17 protein-coding genes are annotated in these 21,796 nt (G+C 49.2%); 7 read left to right on the plus strand and 10 right to left on the minus strand.

Features of this window, described 5'->3' with window-relative positions; translation table 11 throughout:
* Window positions 1–213 precede the first annotated feature (213 nt).
* The 3 genes from GS601_RS12735 to GS601_RS12745 form a co-directional block, all read right to left on the minus strand.
* On the minus strand, window positions 214–5,100 hold the full coding sequence (locus GS601_RS12735; protein ID WP_162423665.1) for a translocation/assembly module TamB domain-containing protein: 4,887 nt from the start codon (window positions 5,098–5,100) through the stop codon (window positions 214–216).
* Window positions 5,101–5,292: 192 nt separating this feature from the next.
* On the minus strand, window positions 5,293–5,688 hold the full coding sequence (locus GS601_RS12740) for a hypothetical protein (RefSeq protein ID WP_202925062.1): 396 nt from the start codon (window positions 5,686–5,688) through the stop codon (window positions 5,293–5,295).
* A gap of 552 nt (window positions 5,689–6,240) precedes the next feature.
* Complete coding sequence (locus tag GS601_RS12745) at window positions 6,241–6,882, minus strand: DUF3611 family protein (RefSeq protein ID WP_162423666.1); 642 nt, start codon at window positions 6,880–6,882, stop codon at window positions 6,241–6,243.
* A gap of 421 nt (window positions 6,883–7,303) precedes the next feature.
* Between GS601_RS12745 and GS601_RS12750 the strand changes: the two genes are divergently transcribed.
* From GS601_RS12750 to GS601_RS12760, 3 genes are all read left to right on the plus strand, one after another.
* A complete protein-coding gene (locus GS601_RS12750; RefSeq protein WP_338017028.1) occupies window positions 7,304–8,836 on the plus strand; it encodes a Na+/H+ antiporter in 1,533 nt (510 codons plus the stop codon).
* A 1,166-nt stretch (window positions 8,837–10,002) separates the two neighbouring features.
* Entirely contained in the window at window positions 10,003–10,617 is a 615-nt protein-coding gene (locus GS601_RS12755) for a hypothetical protein (protein WP_162423667.1), read from the plus strand.
* A 143-nt stretch (window positions 10,618–10,760) separates the two neighbouring features.
* Window positions 10,761–11,177, plus strand: coding sequence for a LapA family protein (locus tag GS601_RS12760; protein WP_162423668.1), 417 nt, complete (start codon window positions 10,761–10,763; stop codon window positions 11,175–11,177).
* Window positions 11,178–11,252: 75 nt separating this feature from the next.
* On the opposite strand, the gene GS601_RS12765 is transcribed toward GS601_RS12760, so the two are convergent.
* The 3 genes from GS601_RS12765 to GS601_RS23940 form a co-directional block, all read right to left on the minus strand.
* A complete protein-coding gene (locus GS601_RS12765) occupies window positions 11,253–12,749 on the minus strand; it encodes a NarK family nitrate/nitrite MFS transporter (protein ID WP_162423669.1) in 1,497 nt (498 codons plus the stop codon).
* Between the two features lie 550 nt (window positions 12,750–13,299).
* Window positions 13,300–13,983 carry a ribonuclease III gene (gene rnc, locus GS601_RS12770; RefSeq protein ID WP_162423670.1) on the minus strand — a complete coding sequence of 228 codons (684 nt, stop codon included), beginning with the start codon at window positions 13,981–13,983 and terminating at the stop codon, window positions 13,300–13,302.
* On the minus strand, window positions 13,976–14,179 hold the full coding sequence (locus tag GS601_RS23940; RefSeq protein ID WP_420800307.1) for an HNH endonuclease: 204 nt from the start codon (window positions 14,177–14,179) through the stop codon (window positions 13,976–13,978). Before GS601_RS23940 ends, rnc begins: the two co-directional genes overlap by 8 nt.
* A gap of 138 nt (window positions 14,180–14,317) precedes the next feature.
* On the opposite strand from GS601_RS23940, the gene GS601_RS12780 reads away from it, so the two are divergent.
* The 3 genes from GS601_RS12780 to GS601_RS12790 all read left to right on the plus strand — a co-directional run bounded on the left by GS601_RS12780 (window position 14,318) and on the right by GS601_RS12790 (window position 17,075).
* Window positions 14,318–14,518 carry a hypothetical protein gene (locus GS601_RS12780; protein ID WP_162423671.1) on the plus strand — a complete coding sequence of 67 codons (201 nt, stop codon included), beginning with the start codon at window positions 14,318–14,320 and terminating at the stop codon, window positions 14,516–14,518.
* Between the two features lie 581 nt (window positions 14,519–15,099).
* The gene (locus GS601_RS12785; RefSeq protein ID WP_238393245.1) at window positions 15,100–16,509 is read left to right on the plus strand and encodes a cation:proton antiporter; all 1,410 of its coding nucleotides are present in this window, start codon (window positions 15,100–15,102) and stop codon (window positions 16,507–16,509) included.
* Window positions 16,510–16,829: 320 nt separating this feature from the next.
* Window positions 16,830–17,075: a hypothetical protein gene (locus GS601_RS12790; protein ID WP_162423673.1), complete on the plus strand. Its 246-nt coding sequence runs from the start codon at window positions 16,830–16,832 to the stop codon at window positions 17,073–17,075.
* A gap of 73 nt (window positions 17,076–17,148) precedes the next feature.
* On the opposite strand, the gene GS601_RS12795 is transcribed toward GS601_RS12790, so the two are convergent.
* From GS601_RS12795 to GS601_RS12805, 3 genes are all read right to left on the minus strand, one after another.
* Complete coding sequence (locus GS601_RS12795) at window positions 17,149–18,780, minus strand: glycoside hydrolase family 3 protein (RefSeq protein WP_162423674.1); 1,632 nt, start codon at window positions 18,778–18,780, stop codon at window positions 17,149–17,151.
* 186 nt (window positions 18,781–18,966) lie between these two features.
* The gene (gene rbfA, locus GS601_RS12800) at window positions 18,967–19,359 is read right to left on the minus strand and encodes a 30S ribosome-binding factor RbfA (protein WP_162423675.1); all 393 of its coding nucleotides are present in this window, start codon (window positions 19,357–19,359) and stop codon (window positions 18,967–18,969) included.
* A 100-nt stretch (window positions 19,360–19,459) separates the two neighbouring features.
* Window positions 19,460–19,654, minus strand: a complete 195-nt coding sequence (locus GS601_RS12805) for a DUF751 family protein (protein WP_162423676.1) — start codon at window positions 19,652–19,654, stop codon at window positions 19,460–19,462.
* 155 nt (window positions 19,655–19,809) lie between these two features.
* On the opposite strand from GS601_RS12805, the gene GS601_RS12810 reads away from it, so the two are divergent.
* A complete protein-coding gene (locus GS601_RS12810) occupies window positions 19,810–20,712 on the plus strand; it encodes a DNA adenine methylase (RefSeq protein WP_162423677.1) in 903 nt (300 codons plus the stop codon).
* Window positions 20,713–20,789: 77 nt separating this feature from the next.
* On the opposite strand, the gene GS601_RS12815 is transcribed toward GS601_RS12810, so the two are convergent.
* Window positions 20,790–21,707, minus strand: coding sequence for a metallophosphoesterase (locus GS601_RS12815; RefSeq protein WP_162423678.1), 918 nt, complete (start codon window positions 21,705–21,707; stop codon window positions 20,790–20,792).
* Between the last annotated feature and the right edge of the window lie 89 nt (window positions 21,708–21,796).

The raw sequence follows: 21,796 nt of genomic DNA on the forward strand, positions 1-21,796 counted from the left end.
ATATCGCTAGTTTATAAATATTGAATGAAGCTGTTGATCGTTGAAAAGGTTCTAGAATTTTAGTTTCCGTAGTGTTTCCCGTGGGCAAGGGCAGGCATTTTCGCGATCGCGTCGAACCCATCAAACCAAAGACAAATCGAAGTTTCAACCCGTCTGCTCTAGGGCATCCCTTGCCGCTCGTTAGAACGCCTTGGCGGAGCCAGACCAAAATCTCTAAAATCTGGTTTGGTACTCAATCACAGCACGGCTATCTCCGGCAAGATCAGTCGAACCTCGAACAAGCGTTTCATCGTTGATGCGATACACCACCCCATAGCGCAGTGGTTCGTCGCTTGCAAACACCCGCGACACAGACACCGAAAAATTGCCGCTGATGTCGATGATCCCTTCTGCGGCTAAGCTCAGCGTTGAAGAGCGAGCCGTGGTGGAATTCACAACCGTTGGGAAAATTCGCAATTCGCTCAGTCCGATCGCTTGCCCAATCTCGGTGATCGTTCCTTGTAATTGATTCGATAGAGCAGTTCCGGCAATGTTGGCAATGCCAACCGTTGTCCCCGCCTGCCCTATCGTATCCAGCAAACTTCCACCCACAAGCGCCAAAATTTCGGTTCGGCTACGAGTTGGTGTACTGGTTAACGTTAAGTTTTGGGATAGCTCGCTGGCAGATCCGGTGACTTGCGCCTCAACCCGAATTGTACGCAGGGTTCCGATCGAGGTTGCCAACTCGTCTGCAAATGGATTGTCGGCAACTTCGCTCGCTCGTCGCAATTGCGGAAGTCGGCTGCCTGTGGTCTCTGGAACCAGTGCCACTAACTGTACATTGAGAATGGGATCGAGTCCGCCATTAGGGGTAAATTGTGCGGTTTGTTCAACGCCTCGCTCTAACCGAAACTGCGTTGTAAAGAGGTTGACTTGCCCCCCAGTGAGCCGCACTGTGCCCTCAGGACGTGGATCTGCAAGGGTGCCGTTTAGGGTGATTGTGCCTTCGGTGTCAAAGCTGATCAAGGGTGGGCTGGTGACTCTGACATTGTTTGCTAGAACGAGTTGTAGATTGTCAAACCCAATCGGAGCAAGGTTTCGCGGCTCCCTGGTTGACAACTGAGAGGGGGTTGAGGGGGGCGCTGTCGCACCCGTAGCTGCGATCGCACCGTCATCGATTTGATTATCGATTTGATTGTTTAAGCTTGACGATGGTGTTGTTGCTGCCGTTGCTGTTGCTGTGTCATTTGCCTGTGCGCCGATGTTTACCTCTCCATTGCTCAGGCGAATTGTGCCACCGAGGGTGGGACGAAATGCAGTTCCTGCCACCACTACATTTCCGCCAACATTGCCTTGGTAGAGGTTGTCAACGTTTAGCGTTAGGTTGTTGAGGGCGATCGTAAGCGGATTTGCTGCCGCCGCTTCGGTTGCGCTTGCCGTTGCCAAAATAGGGAGAATGCCTTGTGCGGAGAGGGGTTGCTGGTTAAACTGTGCTTGTAGTGCTTCAACTGTTAAACGATCGCCGTTAAATTGCGCGATTCCTGTGACGTTTGTGAGCGGTTGAGGGAGAGCTTTAGAGCGCACCGTAGCATTCTGAAGGGCAACGGTTCCTTGAATCATTGGCTGGCTTAGAGTTCCGGCAATGCCGATGTTTAGCTGCCCCTGACCATTGACCCACGTAACTTGGTCTGTAAACAAATTCAGCAAGGCAAATCCACTGTCTTTAAGGTTGGCTTGGAGTTGAATCTGGTCGCTCGTTGGCTGAACGGATGCAAACGGCAGCGCGATCGGAATATTTCCAACCACGCTCAAGGGTTCTGTTTCGGTTAAGAAAATATCGCTATTAAACCGTAACCGGGCATTGGCATACTGAAAATTGAGATCTGCTTGCTGAATCGGTTGATCATTAACTCGACCCTTGACAATGTTTAAAACACCATTAGCACTAGGATTGTCTAAACTTCCTGACAGCGTTGTGACCGTGTTTAACCGACCTGCTACTGTAACGGGTAACTGCTGGAGAAACGGCTGGGCTAATTCTAGAGGCAAGTTGCTAACGCGCAGTTGCCCGTCTAGGGTTTCGCCCACTTCACCGCTAAATGCGATCGCGCTGTCGTTGAGGGTGAGTTGAGCCGGAGAAACGCTGAGCACTCCATCAGCAAAATTGCCTTGAGCCACTAAATTGTTGATGGCGTACTCCCCCCAATTGATCTCTGAGCCGCGCACATTAAAGCCAAACGCCAGCCCTTGTTGCAGCGATCCGGTGATGTTGACTGCGCCACTTAGGTTGCCTTGCAACTCTGCCAGGGTCGGCAGTGTGGCAGGTTGAGGTTGGCTCGGCTGTTGGGCAAGCTGCCGCCGGACTTGGGCTAGTTTTTGCAGGCGCACCTCGATCGGCGTATTGGCTAATTGAATCTGTTCAAGGGGAGTCAGATCGGTGGCTTGCCCTAGGGTGGGGGCTTGCAATCCGGTTGCTAAATCGCTCAACTCAGAGATGCTGAGCGTTTGCAGCAGATCTTGAATATTTTCTTGGTTGAAACTAATTTGAAATTGAACGGGTTGATTGCCCGTGGTCTGGAAATTGCCGTTGAGGGCGATCGCGCTTTCCCCTCGCCGTAGCTCTCCGCCTGAGAGCCGCGCTACTCCGTCTATAAAACTAAACTGCCCTCGAAACTCGTCTCCAGCAATTCTGCCAAATCGGGGGGCTGCGATCGCAACATCTCCCCGCGCCTCCAAGGTGTTGGTATTTAGCGCCACATTGCCTGAAAGATTGCCTGAAATAGCGGCTAAAGTGGCTCCGGTTTGAGGGGCTAGCTGACGCAACAACGCCACCGGAACGCTCTGCAATTCAGCAAGGAGGGTTTCGCCTGCCGATCTACCCCGTGCGATCGCTTGATCCCGTCTTACAAAAAAGGAGAGGGGACGATTATTAGAATCAAGCGTTGCTAAAATTTGATCCGGTGTGCCAGTGATGCGTTGACCTGTGAGATTTAATTCTGTGCGCTGTTGCGATCGATACGCTACAGTTCCTGCAAGGATCGGATCAAACGCTACACCATTGACGCTAAAATTACGCAGGCTCAGATTTCCGACTGCATTGGGCGCATTTGGCGTGCCCGTCACCCGTCCATTGAAATCAGCTTGACCCACGACAGCAACGCCATCAGGCAAGGTAGCAGCTACCGTCTGAATATCCACCCTGCTTGCCTGAACGGCTAGATCAAATCCACTAATTTGGGGTGTGCCCTGCGTTTGCACACCGACGCTTCCTCGTGCTACCAAGCCCGGTGCCGTGGCTTCTTGAACCTGGATCTGCTGACCATCCCACCGAAATTGAGCAGTCAATGGATCGGCAACGATCGCTACGCCTTCTGAAAAGCGCACTTGCCCTGCGGCTCGAACGCCAGCTAGGGTCAGAGCCTCAGTGGTGCCTGATAGCTGCACATTGCCGCTCAACTGCCCCCGCAGATCTTGAGCAAACTGATTGAGCGCCACCCCTGCCACCGTGGCTGAGGCTTGAAACTGTCCGTTGAGCAATTGACCGGTTGCTGCCACCGTCCCGCCTGCAACTTGAAACGTTGAATTTTGCAACTGCACTTGCTGACCGGCAATCACCAGTTCGCCGCGACCAGGATAGGTTGCTTGTGGCGCTTGAAACTGCACGACCGTTCGCAAATTGCTAGGCGATCCGGAAACTGTTGCGATCGCGTCTACAGTGCCAATTTTAAGGGCTGAATTGCTGGCATAACGGGATGCGATCGCATCTCCGGGCACAGCATTTGCTTGGGCGCTAAAAGCAATCTGAGGCTGCTGGGCTAATACAACCCGTCCGTTGCCAGTGATGAGTCCGCCAGCTTGGGGAACGGCTCGAACGTTAGAAAACGCAATACTTGGGGTGCCTGCGGTTTGCAACTGAAAGCCACCGCTAATTGATTGAAAATCAACCCGATCAATCTGAGCGGGGCGAATGCTGCGAACCCTGCCGTTTAAAACCGGTTTTTGGAGGTCTCCCTGTAGATCTAAATCGGCTTGAAACGTTCCCTCAAGGGGAACAGGTGAGCTTAATTCAAGCGTGTTGAGGATGTCTTGAGCGGTAGCCGATGGCACGTTGGCGGCTACATCAAACCCTGCCTGCGTATCGATCGTTCCCTCGGCGGTCGCAAAGACACGACCAAAGCGCGATCGCATCTTGTTTAGCCGAATGGTTGTGTCTGCAAAGGTAAGTTGTCCCGTTGTGTTAGCAAACTGTTGCGGCACATTTTCGACCTGTGCGGTTACATCGTCTAGTGTTGCTGTTCCTGAAAGGTTTACTGGCTGGTTTGGGCGAAATTGCGCTTTCAATTCGCCATCAACGCGCCCCCCTTGAAAGGCAACGGCGGGTATCTTCACAAGACGAGAAACGTTGGTAGCAAGCACGCTCTGGGTTTGCACGCTCAGATCGGTTTCCCCGGTCTTGGGGCGCGTTTCTCCGGCTAAATCGACCCTGCCACCGCTTGTCACTTCAGCGTTGACATCATATTGAAAGCGCTGATTTTGATCAAACAACCGGACAACCCCATCTACCTGTTTAAACGCGATCGCAGCGTTGGGGATTTGCGGATCGGGAAAGGGCTGCAACACGAGGTCACCCTGACGAACCCGAATTGACCGTAGCTCAGTTCTGATCGGACCTGATTCTTCTTGCGGCTTGATGGTGGTCGCGATCCAGTTTCCGTCTTTGGTTTGGTCGATGTAGGCAACAGGCTGCACCAGGGTCACATCTAGTTGCAGCGTTCGATCGAACAACAATCGCAACGGTGAAAAGGCTGTGTCAACGGCTTGAATAGTCGCGCGATCGCGGTCGGTGGGTGTGGCAGGCAGAGACGATGCACCAAACCGAATTCCGGTCAATGAAACGCGCTCAATCTGCCCCAGTTGTATGGGTCGTCCTAACAGTTCTTTTAGATTCTGCTCAATCAGAGGGGCTAACGCTTGATGAACCCAGAGCCACGCCCACCAAATGCCGCCTGCTAGGGAAAGCAGCAAAACGGTGCTGAGCGCGATCGCGGTTCTACTAGTTAGCAAGCGTAATAAATAGCGATAAAACGCGGGGGGTTGCTCAGGGTTAGGAGATTGAGTCATCGTTTAAAAGCTGCCTCTATCATTAGGCAGGCTTGACTAACGGTCGCACAGTAGCAGTACAGCCTATCATTTATCGTCTACCTATAGATAGCTTTTTAGGCTACTAAACTACAACTGAACTGCGATTAAAAGGTGATGCGATCGCTATTTAACCACTCAAAATATTACTCTGGCTAAAAACTTTGCAGAGCATTACTGGAGGTCTTCTTCGTGGTGTTCTGGTGCTGTTTTTAATGCTTCTGAATAATTAGCGTCCACGATAATCTTTTTTTCCAAATCGGCTGTTTCAGGCACACTCACTTTCATCTTCAGTTCTGCCAAGCCTGCAATGTTAACACTCACTTCAAGCTGTACGTTTTGAGTCGGAATTTCTCGCTCTCTCACTCGTTGACCTGCTATTTCCACTACATTAAGAGCTTGATCAACCGCCGCCAAAATTGCCTCTTCAGTGAGGTCAAAGGCTTTGTCTTTTGTTGATTGTGCAAGCTTTTCAACCGCTTTCTTGCCGCCATTTCGAGCCGACGCAAACAGGGTTTTCAGAGCTAGCATTTTGACTGTTTTTACTCCTAATGCTTGTAGTTGATTCATAAACAATAAGCCTGTTTGATCAAGCGCAGAAATTGTCGTTAGCTATTTAATCGCTGAGTTCTATACTATTAGGCAATCAGTGCAATTATCTTTCAATAAAAACCTTCAACAGGTAAAGTGCTGTAGTGATTTGGTTTATAGAAACAAGTTAATTTATGAGCGCGATCGCGGTGGCTCAGAAGAATAAGAATCTGATAGTCTTGCTTGTTTAGAGGGCTCATTGACCAAGACAGCGCGAGCAGTGGCTAGTGAGGCTGCTCCTAAACCCACAAAAACCCACCGAAAGGCATCTGTCTTAGGGATGCCTATGAAAATGAACACGGCACCAACAAGCCCAAACCCATGCGATAGGCTTCGTCGTTGGCGTTGTTCAGGACTCCAAATGTCTGGTTGTTGTGGGGGTAAAGTTGTCATTACGTTGATGGCTTTTTATTAGATATTTTTTAACAAACGGTATCCTTTCTTTAGCCCAAACGCTGAGTTGTAGAATCTGGCAAAGCCGATCTCGCTGATGTGACTTTGCCATTTCCTTCTGAGTGTTTGTGCTGTTGTCTATTGATGGTGTAACCAGTTAAAAGTTCCAATCGACGCAATCACCCCCGTGAAGTGGGCAGCAATTCCAACCATATTTGCCATTGCAACAAATACATCTAGCGATCGAATGATGCGAGTGGGGTCATAAATAGTGACGCCTTGAGCTTGAGCAATTGTTTTTGAAAGTAAAACGCCTAGCGTTGTGCTACCGCCTAAAATGGTGAACAGCATTCCAACAAATCCGACAATTATGCCTAAGCGCAGCACTTTCATGACTTCGCTTTTGCCCGGATGAACGGCAGAGTTTTGGTTTCTGAGTCGCCGCGAAAAACGAGTTTGTTTAAATGCTAGGTATGCACTAAATAAAAGTGCCAAAATGCCGCACACTGCCCAAAAAATCCCAACTCCAATTCCTGGGGTTGTCGCATCTGTAAAGTTGTACGCCGCTCCTGGAACTGCACCTGCCACTCCGCCTGGGGTTGTCATCACAGCTTGATTGAAATTCCGCCCTGCGATCGCAAAACTCAGCATGACGCCTGCCACAACGGCTAACCCCAGTTGCACCCAAACACCTGACCACCCTACCCATCGTAGAATCGATCCAACTCGGTCGAGTTTTGCCGTTAATGAATCGCTTTCTTCTCTGATAGTTGTTTGCATAGCTGTTTCCTAAAAATCTTGGTTTGCAAAGCATTGCATAGGTTGCTACACCCTTGCAGGCATACTATGCACCGTGCTAGAGCCTAGCAAAACTAAAGCTGCTTTGTAACCCAAACTGTAATAGCCAGCCAAACTAAGTTCATCTAGCAAAAGCAGTAATCTAGGTTTCGCTATTCCAAGTTACGGCGATAGAAATTTCTACAAGTTGCTTACTCAGCCTGCTCTGCAATCTTCTTTTCAAGCGGCTACGGAGTCCAGCTTACAGACGGTTTTGGCTCTCATTCGAGACAAACTGTTCTGACTCTCATTCAAGGCGCTATTCTATAGGGTGTTCTTTCGGCTCTCTAGATTGTCCGTTCTATCTGAGTTCGTTTTGTCTGAGATAGTTGAAAAGCTTGTAGGTGATTGAATAGGTAAAGCAGTGATTGAACAAAATTTGCAGCAGTTTCTTCTTGTTCTTTGCGTTTCTCTTGGCGTTGCAACTTTACCGGAAATCTTTAGCTGGTTCCGTCGAATTCCTTACACCCTCTTGCTAGTTTTGGCGGGTCTGGTTTTGGCGGTGGTCGATGTTCGCTTGGTTGAACTGTCTCCTCAACTGATTCTGTCGATCTTTCTGCCTCCCTTGCTGTTCGAGGCTGCCTGGAATCTCAAATGGTCAGAGCTAAAGCGAGATCTTGTCCCGGTTTCTCTTGCGGCGGTGCTGGGGGTGCTTATCTCGATCGCAGGTATTGCCTTTGGGCTAAATCAACTGTTGGGGCTTCCCCTTGCAACTGCCCTGTTGATTGGCGCAAGTCTATCTGCCACTGATCCGGTTTCTGTGACGGCTCTGTTTCGCGAACTTGGGGTTGATCGACGGCTGACAACGCTGATGGAAGGAGAAAGCCTGTTTAATGATGGGATGGCAGTCGTTGCTTTTAGCTTTTTAGTCGCTTTGAGTGTGGGTAATGAAGCCTTTGATCTTCAATCCATTATGCTAGAACTTGTGCAAGTTGTTGGCATTGGATTAACGATCGGCAGCCTGATTGGGTTTGGCATTTCTTATCTCACTCAACGCTTTGATTTGCCTCTGGTCGAGCAGTCATTAACTTTGGTATCTGCCTACGGTACGTATCTCATTGTTGAAGAACTTGGCGGATCGGGTGTCATTGGGGTTGTTATTGTTGGGTTGATTCTCGGAAATTTTGGCTCTCGAATTGGCATGAATCCTCGGACTCGCATTATTGTGAGTGAGTTTTGGGAGTTTGTATCCTTTTTTGTTAACTCGATCGTATTTTTACTCATCGGCGATCAAATTCGGTTTGCTACGTTGGGCGATAACTTACCTATTATTACAGTCACTATTTTAGCCATGTTGTTAACCCGTGCGATCGCGGTTTACGGCTTAGGATTTTTGAGCAATCGGATGGTGCAATCTGACATTTCGTTGCCCGCGCAAACTGTGCTGTGGTGGGGCGGTTTACGGGGTTCGGTGTCGATCGCTCTAGCGCTAAGCGTCCCGATTCTTTTACCTCAGCGCCAGGATATTACTGCCACGGTGTTTGGCGTTGTCTTGTTTACGCTGCTTGTTCAAGGGCTGACTACACAGTCTTTGCTAAAGCATTTAAATTTGCTTGGAACTCAGCCCCAGCGTCAGCAGTATTTAGAATTAATTGCCCGTCAGACCGCCCTAAGTCGTGTTTTAACTCATCTGTCTCAGGTAGATCGGCGACCGGGCATTGAGCCGGAGTTTTACCGCTATCAAGAAACATTGGTTAAAGGAGAACTTAGCCACCTGCAAGCTGAGATTGACAAGCTTCAAGATGAGTATCCTAACTTGATCAATTTTGCAACAGAGCAACTCAAACTAGAACTCCGAGCCATCGAAGCGGAAACCTATGCTGAGTTGGTAGAATCAGGTCGGCTCAACCGAGAACTTTCTCCATTCTTAGAAGCTGATTTTGAAGCAGAGGCTTAAGGTTCGATTGATAGGAAACACGAGATGAGAGGATTGAGACCCCTAAATTGCTCCCTACCAGAAAAAATTCCTATGTTACTGACCCAGTGTAAGCCTCTTATGAGCACTGCTAGAGCGTGAAAACATCTGACTTATTAACAAAGGTAACAGCTTGTTTTCGATTGTAAAGTTTTTGCGGCTTTGCAAAAATAGCGCCCGAAACACTTTGCCTTCCTCGGTTTAAGGCGTATAGTATAAATAAGAGATTGTAATGTAGTTTGTGTAAACGGCATCGTTCATTTCTGCGATCGCTGCCGTTTTACCATTTAAGCGTTGTTAGATCGAGTCGCTAAATACAGTTAGGATTTGCTTTCGACTGATGTAAGCCTTGTGGCAAGGGTTGCATTGCTTTAGAGGTTGATTTGGCTACGTATTTAGTGCGGTTTTAGCTACGCTGGATTCTCTTTAGTGCAGCGTTATCGTGTCGCCTTATAAGGCGCAGTTTCCTAAGCTCAGTTTGGGTTCAGGTTGGTGTTAGCGGCTCTTCCGTTGCTGTAGGAGTCTGGCTTTTGCATTTCATCTCTTAGCGCTCATCTTCACAACCTATTCCCTCCTATGACTGACTTTGATCTTGTGCCAACCATGTTAATGGCATCTGTGTTTTACTTAGCCACAATTCATGTACTGCTAAAGTTGGTTCACCGACCGAGCAAGTCTGAATAATGCCTAAATCTGCTTTACGAAGAAAGCAAAAAGCTCAATCTAAAGACTACAAATCTAAAGACTACAAATCTAAAGACTACAAATATTGCACATTTTGGCAGTGCTAAATTTGAGCATGAATCTTGAGTTCGCCCTCGCTCAAGCCCTTTCCTAAAGCCGAGGAAAACAAGCGATTTAACTTCCTTCGCTTAGGGCAGAAGGGTTGGGGAGAAGGGCGGTTCATCGTTAAATTTAGTATCAAATTCAGCAACGGGCGCATTTTTAATTCGTACTTTTTAAGCAAAGAAGTATAAGATTTGCATGGCAAATTGTGGGTTATTTTGTGTTAGCTACTCCATTTTATCTACCCTATCAAGATGACCCTAAAGAAGTAGTAAAACCTCTCGATCGGATGATCGCATTTAGGACGTGATCCGGCTTACGATCGATAGTGCTAATGATTTAATCTGCAATTTAGCAAAAAAATGTCAGAGAAAGATTCTCGCACTTCTCCACACCTGATGCATGTCTCGCCTCTAGAAGCAGAGCGAATGCACCACATTCAATTATTGCTAGAGCATTTATTCAAGCATGAAGACACAACCGTTCGGCTGATCTTAGATCACCTATACGATGTAGGTTCTAAAAACTTGATTCAGCAAAAAATTCGATGTCGCTCTATTAGAAGAATTGCTAAACCAGTTGCCAAACTATCTAAGCCTGTGTTCAGAGTTTTTGCACTGCGATGGTTTCACAACAATTGCCCTGAGTTGATTACAACTTGGTTACATTCTCAAGTTGCCTTTGAAGCGAAAACTACCGCACAAAATGTAACTACGATTAGCCCCACGCCTTACCCTAGTGAAACGTCGCTTCTGCAAGAGTCACCCGAATTAACTACTAAAATCAATTATTATCAACGAGAAATTTGTCAGCTTCGCACTAAACTAAGATGGCTCACAGGTACGTTGGTCAGCGCGATCGCGCTTCTTGGTGGGTCGCTCGTTTGGGTTAGCTACAATTCTGGCGCGATCACATCTCAAACGGCTTTGCCCCCCCAGTCCATCCCTGTTGAAGTATTAGAAACTCCGCGCCCCTAGATGCCAAACTCTGTTTCTCTGCCCTTGATGGCTTAAATGAACAATTCAATATCCGTGCTTAATATGAGAAAGATTTTTAATATAGTTAAGACAAAGAGGTCAGGCTCTCGTTTATCCAAGTATTCCGACTAGCGAAACAGACCATGCAAATTCTGACCCTTCTAGCATTGTTGATTGCGATCGTGGCGGTTGTCTTTGCCCTGCAAAATTCTGCCCCGATCGCAGTGCAGTTTTTAGGCTGGCAATCGCAAGACTCACTAGCGCTGATCTTGCTGCTGACTTTTACCTTTGGCGTCCTGGTCGGATTGCTCATTTCACTGCCACCGTTTATCAAACGCCTGAGACGATCCTCCCATCTCAAGCATCGTCTTCACGAACGAGATAGCGAAATTGAGGAACTCCATCGCCAGTTGGTAGAGGCTAGACAACAACTCAACGCCTTGCCGCCATCCCAACCTCGCTATTCAACTCAACTTCAATCTGAACCCCAAACCAAACTTCAACCGTCAGAGTATCCGCCAGATTATGCCCCAGACTATCCCTCTGACTCTTCCCTTTAATAATGGTTTGGCATCTGCACAAGCCTCATCGGTTCTCAACCCGTGTCTCGGTAGTAGGTTTTACGCTGCTTTTAGCTAGTAGCGATCGCTCTCTTGAGGATAGGCAGGAATCGGTGGCGTCGCTGCTTTTCCGTGCACCCCTTTCACTTCCTTCATCGTCAACGCGATTAAAAATCCCACCATCACTGCCACAACCCCCAGCATTTGAAAGAAGATTTTGTCACCCCCTACCCCTTCAGGCAAGAGACTGTAAATCGTAAGATACACAACCGCGCCAACATTGCCATAGGCACCAACGTTGCCTGCAATCTGACCTGTAATCCGAGGTTTGATCAGCGGTACGATCGCATAGGTTGCCCCTTCTGCTGCCATCACAAAAAAAGACGCTAGCATCGTCATGAGCACAACCGCGACGAGCGCCACCCCTTGCCCAAACATGCTGAACAGCAGATACCCCACTCCAGTACAGCCAATGGTGATTGCCAGCGTCCATTTGCGGCTTCCCACTTTATCAGAGATCCAACCGCCACCTGGGCGCGCAACAATGTTCATAAACGCATACATGCCTGCGATCGCGCCTGCCATTGCTGCTGGCAACCCAAAACCACGCTGGAAGTAGGTTGGCAACATCGACACGACGGCTAACTCTGAGCCAAAACAAGCGACATAGGCTAATTCTAAATTGGCAACTTGAGAGAACTTATACCGGTCTTCAGCCGGGTAATGGTGCTTATCCGTCAGCAAGGGCTTGTTTGCCTTCCAGATGTTGTAAGCCTGAAAAATATAGAGACCCACGAGCAGCCCACAGGTGATTCCGAAAGCAGTGTTGCTGAGAAATTGCACCCTGGTCAAGCGCCACGCAATTAAGCCCAATACGCCCACTAAGGGAATGTTCATGCCCAAGAGAAACCAAAAATCGCGTTTGCTTGTAACTTCCATTCCTGCACTGCTTGCAGGACGCTGATACACCTTTCCAGGCGGTGTATCTGTAACGTTGAAGTAATAGATGACGCCGTAAATTGCAGAGATGATGCCAGTTAGTGCGATCGCAAAGCGCCAGTTCACCTGTCCGGCGGCTAGAAAGGCAGTAGCTGCCGCAATCGTTGGCAGCGTAAAGGCTGCCCCAGCAGATCCAAAGTTTCCCCAACCGCCGTAGATCCCTTCGGCTAACCCAATTTCTTGTTCATCAAACCACTCTGCCACCATCCGAATGCCGATGACAAAGCCACACCCCACCACACTCAGAGCGAGGCGACTGATCACCATCTGCCCAAAGTTTTGAGCGAGGGCAAACGTAATACAGGGGATTGCCGCGTAAACCAGTAGGCAAGAATAAGTAATGCGAGCACCAAAGCGATCTAAAACCATGCCAATGATGATGCGGGCTGGAACCGTCAGCGCAACGTTACAAATGGCGATGGTTCGCATTTGGGGATCAGTTAGCCCCAGTTCAGCTTTTGCCAAGGTTGCCAACGGTGCAAAGTTAAACCAAACGACAAACGTAAGAAAGAAGGCAAACCAGGTCAAGTGTAAAATTCGATGTCTGCCGCTAAACGACCATAATCCAGCCATGACATTAGCTCCAAAACTAAGGTTTACAACGCGCTTTGAGTCATGAGGATGTGCGATCGCTAGATGGCGTGCTCAGCGATCGCACATCCTCACACAACAGTGACTAAAAACTTTGAACGCAACTTGAAGTACCCACTGAGGGGTTTAGATGAAAGCACCTTTGCCCTCAAGATTGCGAGATTAACGACGCGCAAATGCTGATTTCTAAACACGCTAGGCAACCAAGTTCTAAAAGCAGACCGTTGCTTTATGGGAAGCGTACCTGCCTCAACCCTGCTGCTTTGTGTAACTCATTACAAACCTATGAAGGCGATGCATGAATAGTATTGACTGAATGTAATAGCTGCATCTTGAGAGGCGCGATTTAGGGCGCAACTTCGCAGAAAATACGATTAGAAAACTTTGGAACATCGCAATATTTATTTCAAGGCTCAGTAATCATTCAGAATGACCGTTCTAACGTACGGTTGAAACGGTTGCAAGTCACCTCTGCATCCACAACCTCATTGATTGGCAGTCCGCTCAACCGCGCCGTTAGCCCGCGCCCGCATCACAGCAAGCCTCGTTTCTTCAACTTAGATATCGCATCTTCAGCCGCCTGTTTTTCTGCATCCTTCTTGCTACGACCGTTACCTTCACCATAAAGTTGATCACCCACATAAACCCTAGAAGCAAACTCTGGAGCATGATCTGCCCCACCCAATTTTTCTGTGACATACTTCGGAGGCGTTGTTGCACCATTCGACTGTGCGAATTCCTGAAACTTGTTTTTCGAGTCTATATTTGAGCGAACTGTCATAACTCCTTGAGGCACAGAGTTAAACAGTTGTTCTACTAAAGGACGCAGTGCTTCAATATTTCGATTGTGGTCTAAATAGTAAGCCCCAATGACTGCCTCGAAAGTGCTGCTAAGAAGATTCGGATTTTGATAACCTCCATCGCGGATTGCACCTTGCCCTAATCGCATTCTGAAATCGAGACCAACCTCGGTGGCAAATTCAGCCAATTGCTTTTCGTCTACAAGTGCTGATCGTCGCCGTGTCATTTCATCCTCTCCCAATTCCGGATGAAGCTGATAGAGATACTCGCCACTGATGAAATTGAGGATCGCGTCACCAAGAAATTCTAGCCGCTCGTTATCTCCGGTTTCTCCAGGATTTTCATTGACGTAAGAACGATGGGTTAGAGATTGACGTAGAAGTTTCTCATCTTTAAACATCAGAAGTTTATGCATTTTTCTTTGATAACCCAAATAAACGAGGTGGATAGAGGCTATTTCCACGAGAGTGGTGGCATGGAAGACAGGCAAGTCGTAGGTTTTCTAGCAAGTTAGAACCACCTCGACTCTTCGGTTTCAGGTGCTCAATGGTCAGCTTTTCTAAAGGCTCGACTAAGATAAGCTTGGCAATCAATCCTATACAGACAATCACAGTTTCTTCTAAAAGTGCTCTGAAGCTGATGCCAAGCGCAAGTCTTGTAAACGGATATTGAGAAATATTTCTGTATCCAAAACTACAAAACTGATAAACTGAAGAAGCGAAATTAACGACGTTTTAGAGGTTTATCCGATGAAGCTACAAAACAATCCGGTTTCTACTCCTCGTCCTAACGTTCTAGAAAATGGTTTAAAAGTAGCCTTTATTGCTGTGGCTGCATTTGTTGTTGGCTCTATTCCGGTTGTGTTTAGCAACACGATCGCCAACTCACCTGCTAATAACCCTGCGCTTTATGGAGAGTCGGGTTTGTGGAGTGCGCTGTCGCAGAAGTAGACGGCTTGAGGGTTAAAATAGGGGTTTCATTGGCTACACATTATGTTTGTATCCATCGGTTTTGCACGTCTTAAGTCTGCATTTCTGAAACGGGCTGACTAGATTGGCAAGACCTCAAGCAGACAGGATGCCTGATAGATGACGCGTCTCACGAGCTTCAACATCTGCAACGCTACACAGATGAGATAAATAACAGATGAGATAAATCATTGAGAGAACTGCAAGAGGCGCTCGGAGACTGTGCCCAAAATGGGGGGCTACTAGCTTGCCAGTTACGCAAAAGGGTTGAAGGGTTGATTGTTTGTTCAGAGTGCAAAAGCGACTCTAACTCTTGCATCTGCGCCTGCGATCGCAGAGCAGGGTGAAGGCAGTTCTGGCGGTTTAATTCAAGATTTGTGAGGCGGTCAGAGGATAAACGCTCAGCACTCTGGCAACGCTTAATTAGATTTGTAATGCCGAACACAGATCAAAGTTTTTTAATCCTCTAGAACACAGATGTAGCAATACACATCACAATGCCAATACAACCTATTCTGAATCTGATTGAAGACCTTCCTTCCATAGCCTCCCTATCCCTGAGCATGCCTGTCCCGTTGCTGGCTAGCTCTGCCTCCGCCGAGCACGCCCCGATCGTTTTGGCAGGCGTTTTGCTCAGCTTGGTTGTCATCTATGTGGCGAGTAAACTAGGGGGCGAGTTATCTAAACTTTTGGATCTGCCGCCTGTGCTAGGCGAACTGGTTGGGGGCGTTGTAGTGGGGGCGTCGGTACTGCATTTGCTGATTTTGCCAGAGAGTGGAGCCGTTGCCTCTGACTCAATGATCATGACGGCGTTGCAGGGGATCGGCAACCTTAGCCCTGAAGTGATGCCCGATATTTTCGCGTCTCAGAGCGAAGTCATTTCAGTGTTGGCAGAATTGGGAGTCATTGTGCTTTTGTTTGAGATTGGCTTGGAGTCTGACTTGCGAGAGTTGCAAAAAGTGGGTGTTCAAGCGATCGCAGTGGCTGTGGTGGGGGTGGCGGCTCCCTTTGCGGCGGGCACAATTGGGCTGATGGCATTTTTCCACATTGCTGCTATTCCTGCCATTTTTGCAGGGGCAGCGCTGACCGCGACTAGCATTGGCATTACGTCTAAAGTGCTTTCAGAGTTAGGAAAACTCAAATCGCGGGAAGGGCAAATTATTGTCGGCGCGGCGGTGATTGATGATGTTCTTGGCATCATTGTGCTAGCAGTGGTTGCAGGTCTCGCGAAAACGGGCGAGGTTGACGTTCTCAAGGTTGGTTACCTGATCGTCAGTGCTACCGTGTTTTTACTGGGATCGATTCTACTAGGAAGATTTTTTAACACTGCCTTCATCGGGATTGCCAGCCGGTTGAAAACTCGTGGAAAGCTAGTGATTCCAGCATTTGTATTCGCGCTGTTGATGTCGTTCCTTGCCTGTTCTCTCCGTCTAGAGGCAATTTTGGGCGCATTTGCGGCGGGATTGGTGTTAGATGAAACCGATAAACGGAAAGAGCTAGATCAGCAGGTGATGCCAATTTCGGATGTATTGGTGCCTATCTTTTTCGTGACCGTTGGTGCCAAAGCAGAGCTTGGGGTACTCAATCCCATGATGCCTGAAAACCGCGAAGGGCTGATTATTGCAGGGTTTCTAGTCATCGTTGCGATTTTGGGCAAGGTCGTGACGGGGTGGGCAGTGTTTGGTCAACCTGGGATTAATCGCTTGGCGATCGGGGTGGGGATGATTCCTCGCGGCGAAGTGGGCTTAGTCTTTGCTGGAATTGGCACGGCAAGCGGTGTGCTGTCTGATCCGTTAGAAGCTGCCATTATCATCATGGTGATTTTGACGACGTTTATTGCCCCGCCTTGCCTCAGGTTCATTTTTGAGCAAGACCCATCAGAGGCGGGTGCTGTTGTGTTTGGAGCCTCTGCTGTAGAGAGTGGGCAAGGGCTAGATGGGGCAGCCATCTCGGCGAATTTGGCTGATCAGTAGGTTGCCTAAAGGCGCTAAGCGCAGTCTGGCGGCATTCGGTCTGGCGGCATTCGCGATCGCAGCCACAAACCTGCACCATCAGACGTGCTTCATAGTTCAGCGTTTGATGAAGCGATGATTAAATGCTGATAAAGTTCATAGTTACGAGAGAAAAAAAAGAGGGAACTCTACGAGAAGAATGTACTGAAGTACCTCTTAGAGTGGACGACACTTTCCTACTGGTATTTACGTAGGTTCTACCCTAGTTCTCAACCTACAGGTATTCCATCATGCGCCCTAATTACTGTTCCCTCGAGTCTCAACCCAAACTGAGGAGTACGATGCCCCGCCCTAAAACTGAGGCGGCTGCGTACCTGAATTTGTATAAATTGACGATCGAGAAAAAGCGGCTCGAACATGAACTCGACGCGATTGACCTTCGCCGCCATCGGATTCAAAAACGTCTCTCGTTTCTGAGCAGCCAAGTGGCTGAGCTTGATAGAAGTGCCCAACAGTTTAAAACGCCTGCAACCAAAGAAGCCGCTCCCGATAGCGCCGTATTTAACACCCTATTTTTGGAGTACTAATTCGTTGCGAGAGTTTTAGTTTTATGTGTCTACGCATGTTCACTAGGGCGCTTTCGGGCGTCCTTTTGTTTGGTTAGGGTTGGTGAGCAGTGCCAAACAAGGCTTGTAGGGCGATCGCTTGTGCGCTTTGCATTTGCCCGTAGGTAAACACATAGGGCACATCGGGCGGCAGTTTTGGGATGAACTGGTCTAGCACATAGGGGCTGCCATAGATAGCGATCGCGCAGAGTTGATCAGAGCGCTGCAAAAACTCAAACCAGGCTTGTGCTGTTTCGCTCAGCCCGGCACTGCCTCGAAAGGGATTGCCGCGGATAAACAGTTGCAAGAGTGTGGGCTGATGGCTGGCTAGTTTAGAAGAAAGATCGGGGGTGTGCTGATCGACGAGTTGAACGTGAGTAAACCCGTAGGTTTGAGGCAGTGCGATCGCGGGGGCAGTCCGTCCTAGAAAGTCGCACTCTAGCAGCGTATCGACCACGATTAGATTGCTTCCCTGGGTTGGGGTCGAGAGTCGAGAGGGGGTAGGGCGGTAAACCTGCATAGAGCGTTGGAGAATTTCTCGATTGGCGATCGCGGCGTCTGCCTGCCCGATCTGTTCGGTCAAAGTGTGCGTTTCCAAACCCGTCAGAGAGCCAGTTTTCTGCCCATGAGTCGTGCCTAACCGAGGGGCACACACCTGCGATTTTGCCTTCCAGATTCGTGCTACCGAAGCGCGAATGCGATCGCGAGAAATGCGCCCAGACTCGACGGCGTTGCCAATCGCGGCAATGGCATTTTCTGGCTCTAGGGGCATGAGCAAAATATCGGCTCCTGCTTCTACGGCAAGGATGCAGGCTTCTGCGGTGCCATACTGGTTAGCGATCGCGCCCATGACCAGAGCATCGGTGGTAATGAGACCGTCAAATCCCAATTCTTCTCGGAGCAACTGCGTCAAAATGCGATAGGAAAGCGTTGCCGGAGCGTCATCTAAGGCGGGGATATGCAGATGAGCACTCATGATCGAATCAACCCCCGCCGCGATCGCCGCGTTGAACGGGGGCAACTCGATCTGATCGAGGCGGCTGCGATCGTGGGGAATGATGGGCAGTTCTAAATGAGAATCAACGGCGGTGTCTCCGTGCCCAGGAAAGTGCTTGGCAACGGTTAGCGCGCCTTGGGAGTGCGCCCCTCGAATAAAAGCGGTGGTGAGGGCGCTCACGATCGCTGGCGTTTCCCCAAACGATCGCACATTGATCACCGGATTGTTGGGGTTGTTATTCACATCCACCGTGGGCGCAAGAATCCAATTTAAGCCAATGGCTAAGCCTTCTTGAGCGGTGGTGCGCCCCATGTGCTCTGCAAGGCGACAGGCGCTGTCTAGATCCTGCTGTGCGATCGCCGCGATCGCCATCGGTGGTGGAAACCAAGTCGCGCCTGAAAATCTTTGCCCAACGCCTTCTTCGACATCGGCACAAATCAGTAACGGAACCGTTGCCCATGCTTGAAACTGCTGCGATCGCAGGGCAACTTCTGCGGCGCTTCCTCCTAACAAGATGACGCCGCCCACGCCCAGATCTTTCACCCAATGCTGAAGCACAGCGGATGGCGGTTCCCAAACCGGGTACCGAATCTCATGGTCGAACAAATGCCCCGATGCCCGAACAACCACCATTTGAGCGATTTGCTGAGCGAGGCTCAAAGCGTCTGGGTTGGGAAGCAGGTGAGACATAAGGACAAGATGGGGGACGAATCTGGCTGAATCCCATCAAATAGTAATGCGATCGCGCGGCACTTTGCAAAACTAGTAGATTAGCAACTTTAGAGTAGAGGGGTGAAAGGGTGGAGGGGTGAAAGGAGATGTTACTCATCCACCCATCTACCCATCCACCCATCTACCCATCTACCCATTCACTCATTACTCTTCGTCAGTATCCGGTTCCTCAGGGTCTTCTTTGCGTTCTTGACTGAGACGACTGATTAAATTCAGCACTTTGTCGCCCCGTTCGATCGAGCGATCTTCAGCAAAGATCACCTCCGGGGTACGCCGAAGCTGAAGGCGCTTGCCCAATTCTCGTCTCACATAGCTTGTTGCCGAGGTCAACCCTTCCATGGTTTCGGCTTTTGCGTCGTCGTCTCCATAAATGCTGACAAAGATTTTCGCGTGCTGCAAATCGCCCGACACAGCAACGTCGGTGATGCTAACCATGCCTGTGCCAACGCGATCGTCTTTGATGCCATTCATCAACATTTGGCTCACCTCGCGTCTGATCGATTCAGAAACACGAGCTACTCTTCGATCTGTTGCCATACCCGCCGCCTTTCATTCCAAACGTTTTTTATCTTAGCGCTCTTCGCACTGTGCAAATGTGGAGTCAAATCTGGGGTCAAATCTGGGTCTGCTGTGCGCGCTAAATGCCTAACATGGCTCGCAGCGTAAAGGTGAAGAAGGCAAACCCTGCCACAAAAAACCCGATCACAGCCACAGCAGTAACCGGATTTTTGAGCAACGGTGCCAGGGGTGCGAGGGCAAATAGAATCACCCCGACCATCAGCCCTGCCACGAGTCTGGGGTATTTAGAAACAGTATTCCAAAGGTCTTGCATGAGTTGTGTTTCTTAAACTTTTTCCATCATATCGAGAAACAGGGTGCCCGGAGACCGACCGGATCGATTATCAAACCTGATCGATAGGGGGCGCACCCTTTAACAAAGCAGATCAAATGTATTTGTTTTAAGGTCAATGGGGTTAGATATTGAGTATGGTTATTTCAACACGATCGGCGCAAAGCGCAATGCAACCGCAGGTAGCTCCGCGTCCATTTCTCAAGTGGGCAGGCGGCAAAAATCAACTGATCAGACAGTATCTTCCTTACTTTCCAACCGAGTATCAGCGCTATTATGAGCCGTTTGTGGGCGGTGGGGCGGTGTTCTTTCATCTCCAGCCTCAGCAAGCGGTGTTGACTGACATTAATCGGGAGTTGATTAATGTGTATCGTTGTGTGAGAGATGAGGTTGAGGAATTGATTGCGCGGCTCGAAGACCATCGCCACGATCACTGTGCTGAGCATTATTATGCCGTGCGATCGCAGCCAACGCCTGCCGACGATACGCCGGACGATTTGGCGGAGAGTCTGCTGCAACGCCGCCATCTAGACCGAGCGGCGCGGTTTATTTACCTCAACAAAACCTGCTTTAACGGGTTGTATCGCGAAAACTCGAAAGGCGGGTTTAACGTGCCCCTTGGGAGCTACAAAAATCCGGCGATTTGCGATCCAGATATTTTGCGCTCTGATGCCGAGGTGCTGAAGTCTGCCCAGATCAAAGCGGCTACGTTTGAGCACGTTTTGGAACACGCCACCACCGATCAAGATTTTGTCTATTTCGATCCGCCCTACCATCCCTTAACGGCGACGAGTAAGTTCACATCGTATAGTCGCTATTCATTCTTAGAAGCAGATCAGATTCGGTTGCGGGATGTGGTGATTGAGCTATGCGATCGCGGCGTCAAGGTTATGCTGTCTAACTCTGACTGCCCGTTTGTGCGAGATCTCTACAAAGACTTCCACATCCACACAATTTACGCTAGCAGAAACATTAACTGCAATGCTGACAAGCGCGGAAAAATTACAGAAGTATTAGTCACCTCTTACGAACGGGTGTAAGCTGCTCGAAATTGCCTCATGGGTTGCAGCACGGCGGTTTCCAACCCTGTTTCCCAACCCTTGGTATTTAAGGGTATTTAAGCGGTCTGAGCGGCTTTAAGCGGAACACTGCCGCGATCGTAGACCAACCCATTGGCACCAATGCCTTGAATCTCCATGCGATCGGGATAGATCTCTACTACAGAGAAGCCAAACCGTGAAGTTGAATAGGCTGTCCAGTCTGATCGCTTCACCGATCGTAGCGTTGCGCCGCCATGCCCGGTGATCAGATAGGTGGTTCCATCAATTGGCTGGGTGCGCTCGTAGTTGTGTTCATGCCCATTGAGGTAAAGCTGCACCTGATATTTTTTGAACAAGGGCGTAAACGCTTTCACCATCTCAGGGTTGGTGCCATACAGACCCGATGAATAGATGGGATGGTGCCCATAAACAATTTTTGTAGATGCATCGCTGCGCTTGAGTTCCGCTTCCAACCAGGCAAGCTGAGGCTGCCACTCGTTGGTATCGAGCACAAAAAACTGCACCGATTTTTCTCGGTAGGTATAGTAGCGCCCTTTCATGTTGAAGGCGGGATATTCAACTTGCAAATCTCCGTTTGCGGTGCGAATGTCGTGATTGCCCAACGCCGCTTGAAACCGCACGCCTCGCTTGAGTAACTCGGCGTAGGGCTGCTCAAACGTCACGCCAACTCTCTCGATCTCGCCTTGGTCATAAATATTGTCGCCTGCCATCACCACCAGCGAATAGGGATGGCTCTGATGATGGTTTGCCATCGCCTTACCGACCGCAAGCTGATCTTTTGCCCCAGACCCGCTATCTGCGATCGCAACAAACCGCAAGACCAAATCTTGACTAGCGGGCTGAGGCGGCAGAGATGGCAGTTTCGTAAACTCGATCGGGCTGGTGACCGGGCGACTTAAGCCTCTCCCCACAAAGGCGAGACCCAGCCCACCCATGCCCCCTAATACTAGTAACTGACGACGGTTTAAGCGCATACTTTGTAAGATTTAGACACAACGACAAGTGATAGATTGAAGCTCTAGAAGCCCTGTAATCTAGAAACATTTCTGGAAGCACTCTACAG

This window comes from Myxacorys almedinensis A (assembly GCF_010091945.1).
Lineage (GTDB): Bacteria > Cyanobacteriota > Cyanobacteriia > Leptolyngbyales > Leptolyngbyaceae > Myxacorys > Myxacorys almedinensis.

Excerpts from the sequence above, each read along its gene's own strand:
- GS601_RS12735 (WP_162423665.1), bottom strand. The coding sequence starts at position 5,100 with ATGACTCAATCTCCTAACCCTGAGCAACCCCCCGCGTTTTATCGCTAT.
- GS601_RS12810 (WP_162423677.1), top strand. The coding sequence starts at position 19,810 with ATGGTTATTTCAACACGATCGGCGCAAAGCGCAATGCAACCGCAGGTA.
- GS601_RS12805 (WP_162423676.1), bottom strand. The coding sequence starts at position 19,654 with ATGCAAGACCTTTGGAATACTGTTTCTAAATACCCCAGACTCGTGGCA.
- GS601_RS12755 (WP_162423667.1), top strand. The coding sequence starts at position 10,003 with ATGTCAGAGAAAGATTCTCGCACTTCTCCACACCTGATGCATGTCTCG.
- GS601_RS12780 (WP_162423671.1), top strand. The coding sequence starts at position 14,318 with ATGAAGCTACAAAACAATCCGGTTTCTACTCCTCGTCCTAACGTTCTA.
- GS601_RS12795 (WP_162423674.1), bottom strand. The coding sequence starts at position 18,780 with ATGTCTCACCTGCTTCCCAACCCAGACGCTTTGAGCCTCGCTCAGCAA.
- GS601_RS12815 (WP_162423678.1), bottom strand. The coding sequence starts at position 21,707 with ATGCGCTTAAACCGTCGTCAGTTACTAGTATTAGGGGGCATGGGTGGG.
- rnc (WP_162423670.1), bottom strand. The coding sequence starts at position 13,983 with ATGCATAAACTTCTGATGTTTAAAGATGAGAAACTTCTACGTCAATCT.
- GS601_RS12765 (WP_162423669.1), bottom strand. The coding sequence starts at position 12,749 with ATGGCTGGATTATGGTCGTTTAGCGGCAGACATCGAATTTTACACTTG.
- GS601_RS12790 (WP_162423673.1), top strand. The coding sequence starts at position 16,830 with ATGCCCCGCCCTAAAACTGAGGCGGCTGCGTACCTGAATTTGTATAAA.
- GS601_RS12745 (WP_162423666.1), bottom strand. The coding sequence starts at position 6,882 with ATGCAAACAACTATCAGAGAAGAAAGCGATTCATTAACGGCAAAACTC.
- rbfA (WP_162423675.1), bottom strand. The coding sequence starts at position 19,359 with ATGGCAACAGATCGAAGAGTAGCTCGTGTTTCTGAATCGATCAGACGC.
- GS601_RS12740 (WP_202925062.1), bottom strand. The coding sequence starts at position 5,688 with ATGAATCAACTACAAGCATTAGGAGTAAAAACAGTCAAAATGCTAGCT.
- GS601_RS12760 (WP_162423668.1), top strand. The coding sequence starts at position 10,761 with ATGCAAATTCTGACCCTTCTAGCATTGTTGATTGCGATCGTGGCGGTT.
- GS601_RS12785 (WP_238393245.1), top strand. The coding sequence starts at position 15,100 with ATGCCTGTCCCGTTGCTGGCTAGCTCTGCCTCCGCCGAGCACGCCCCG.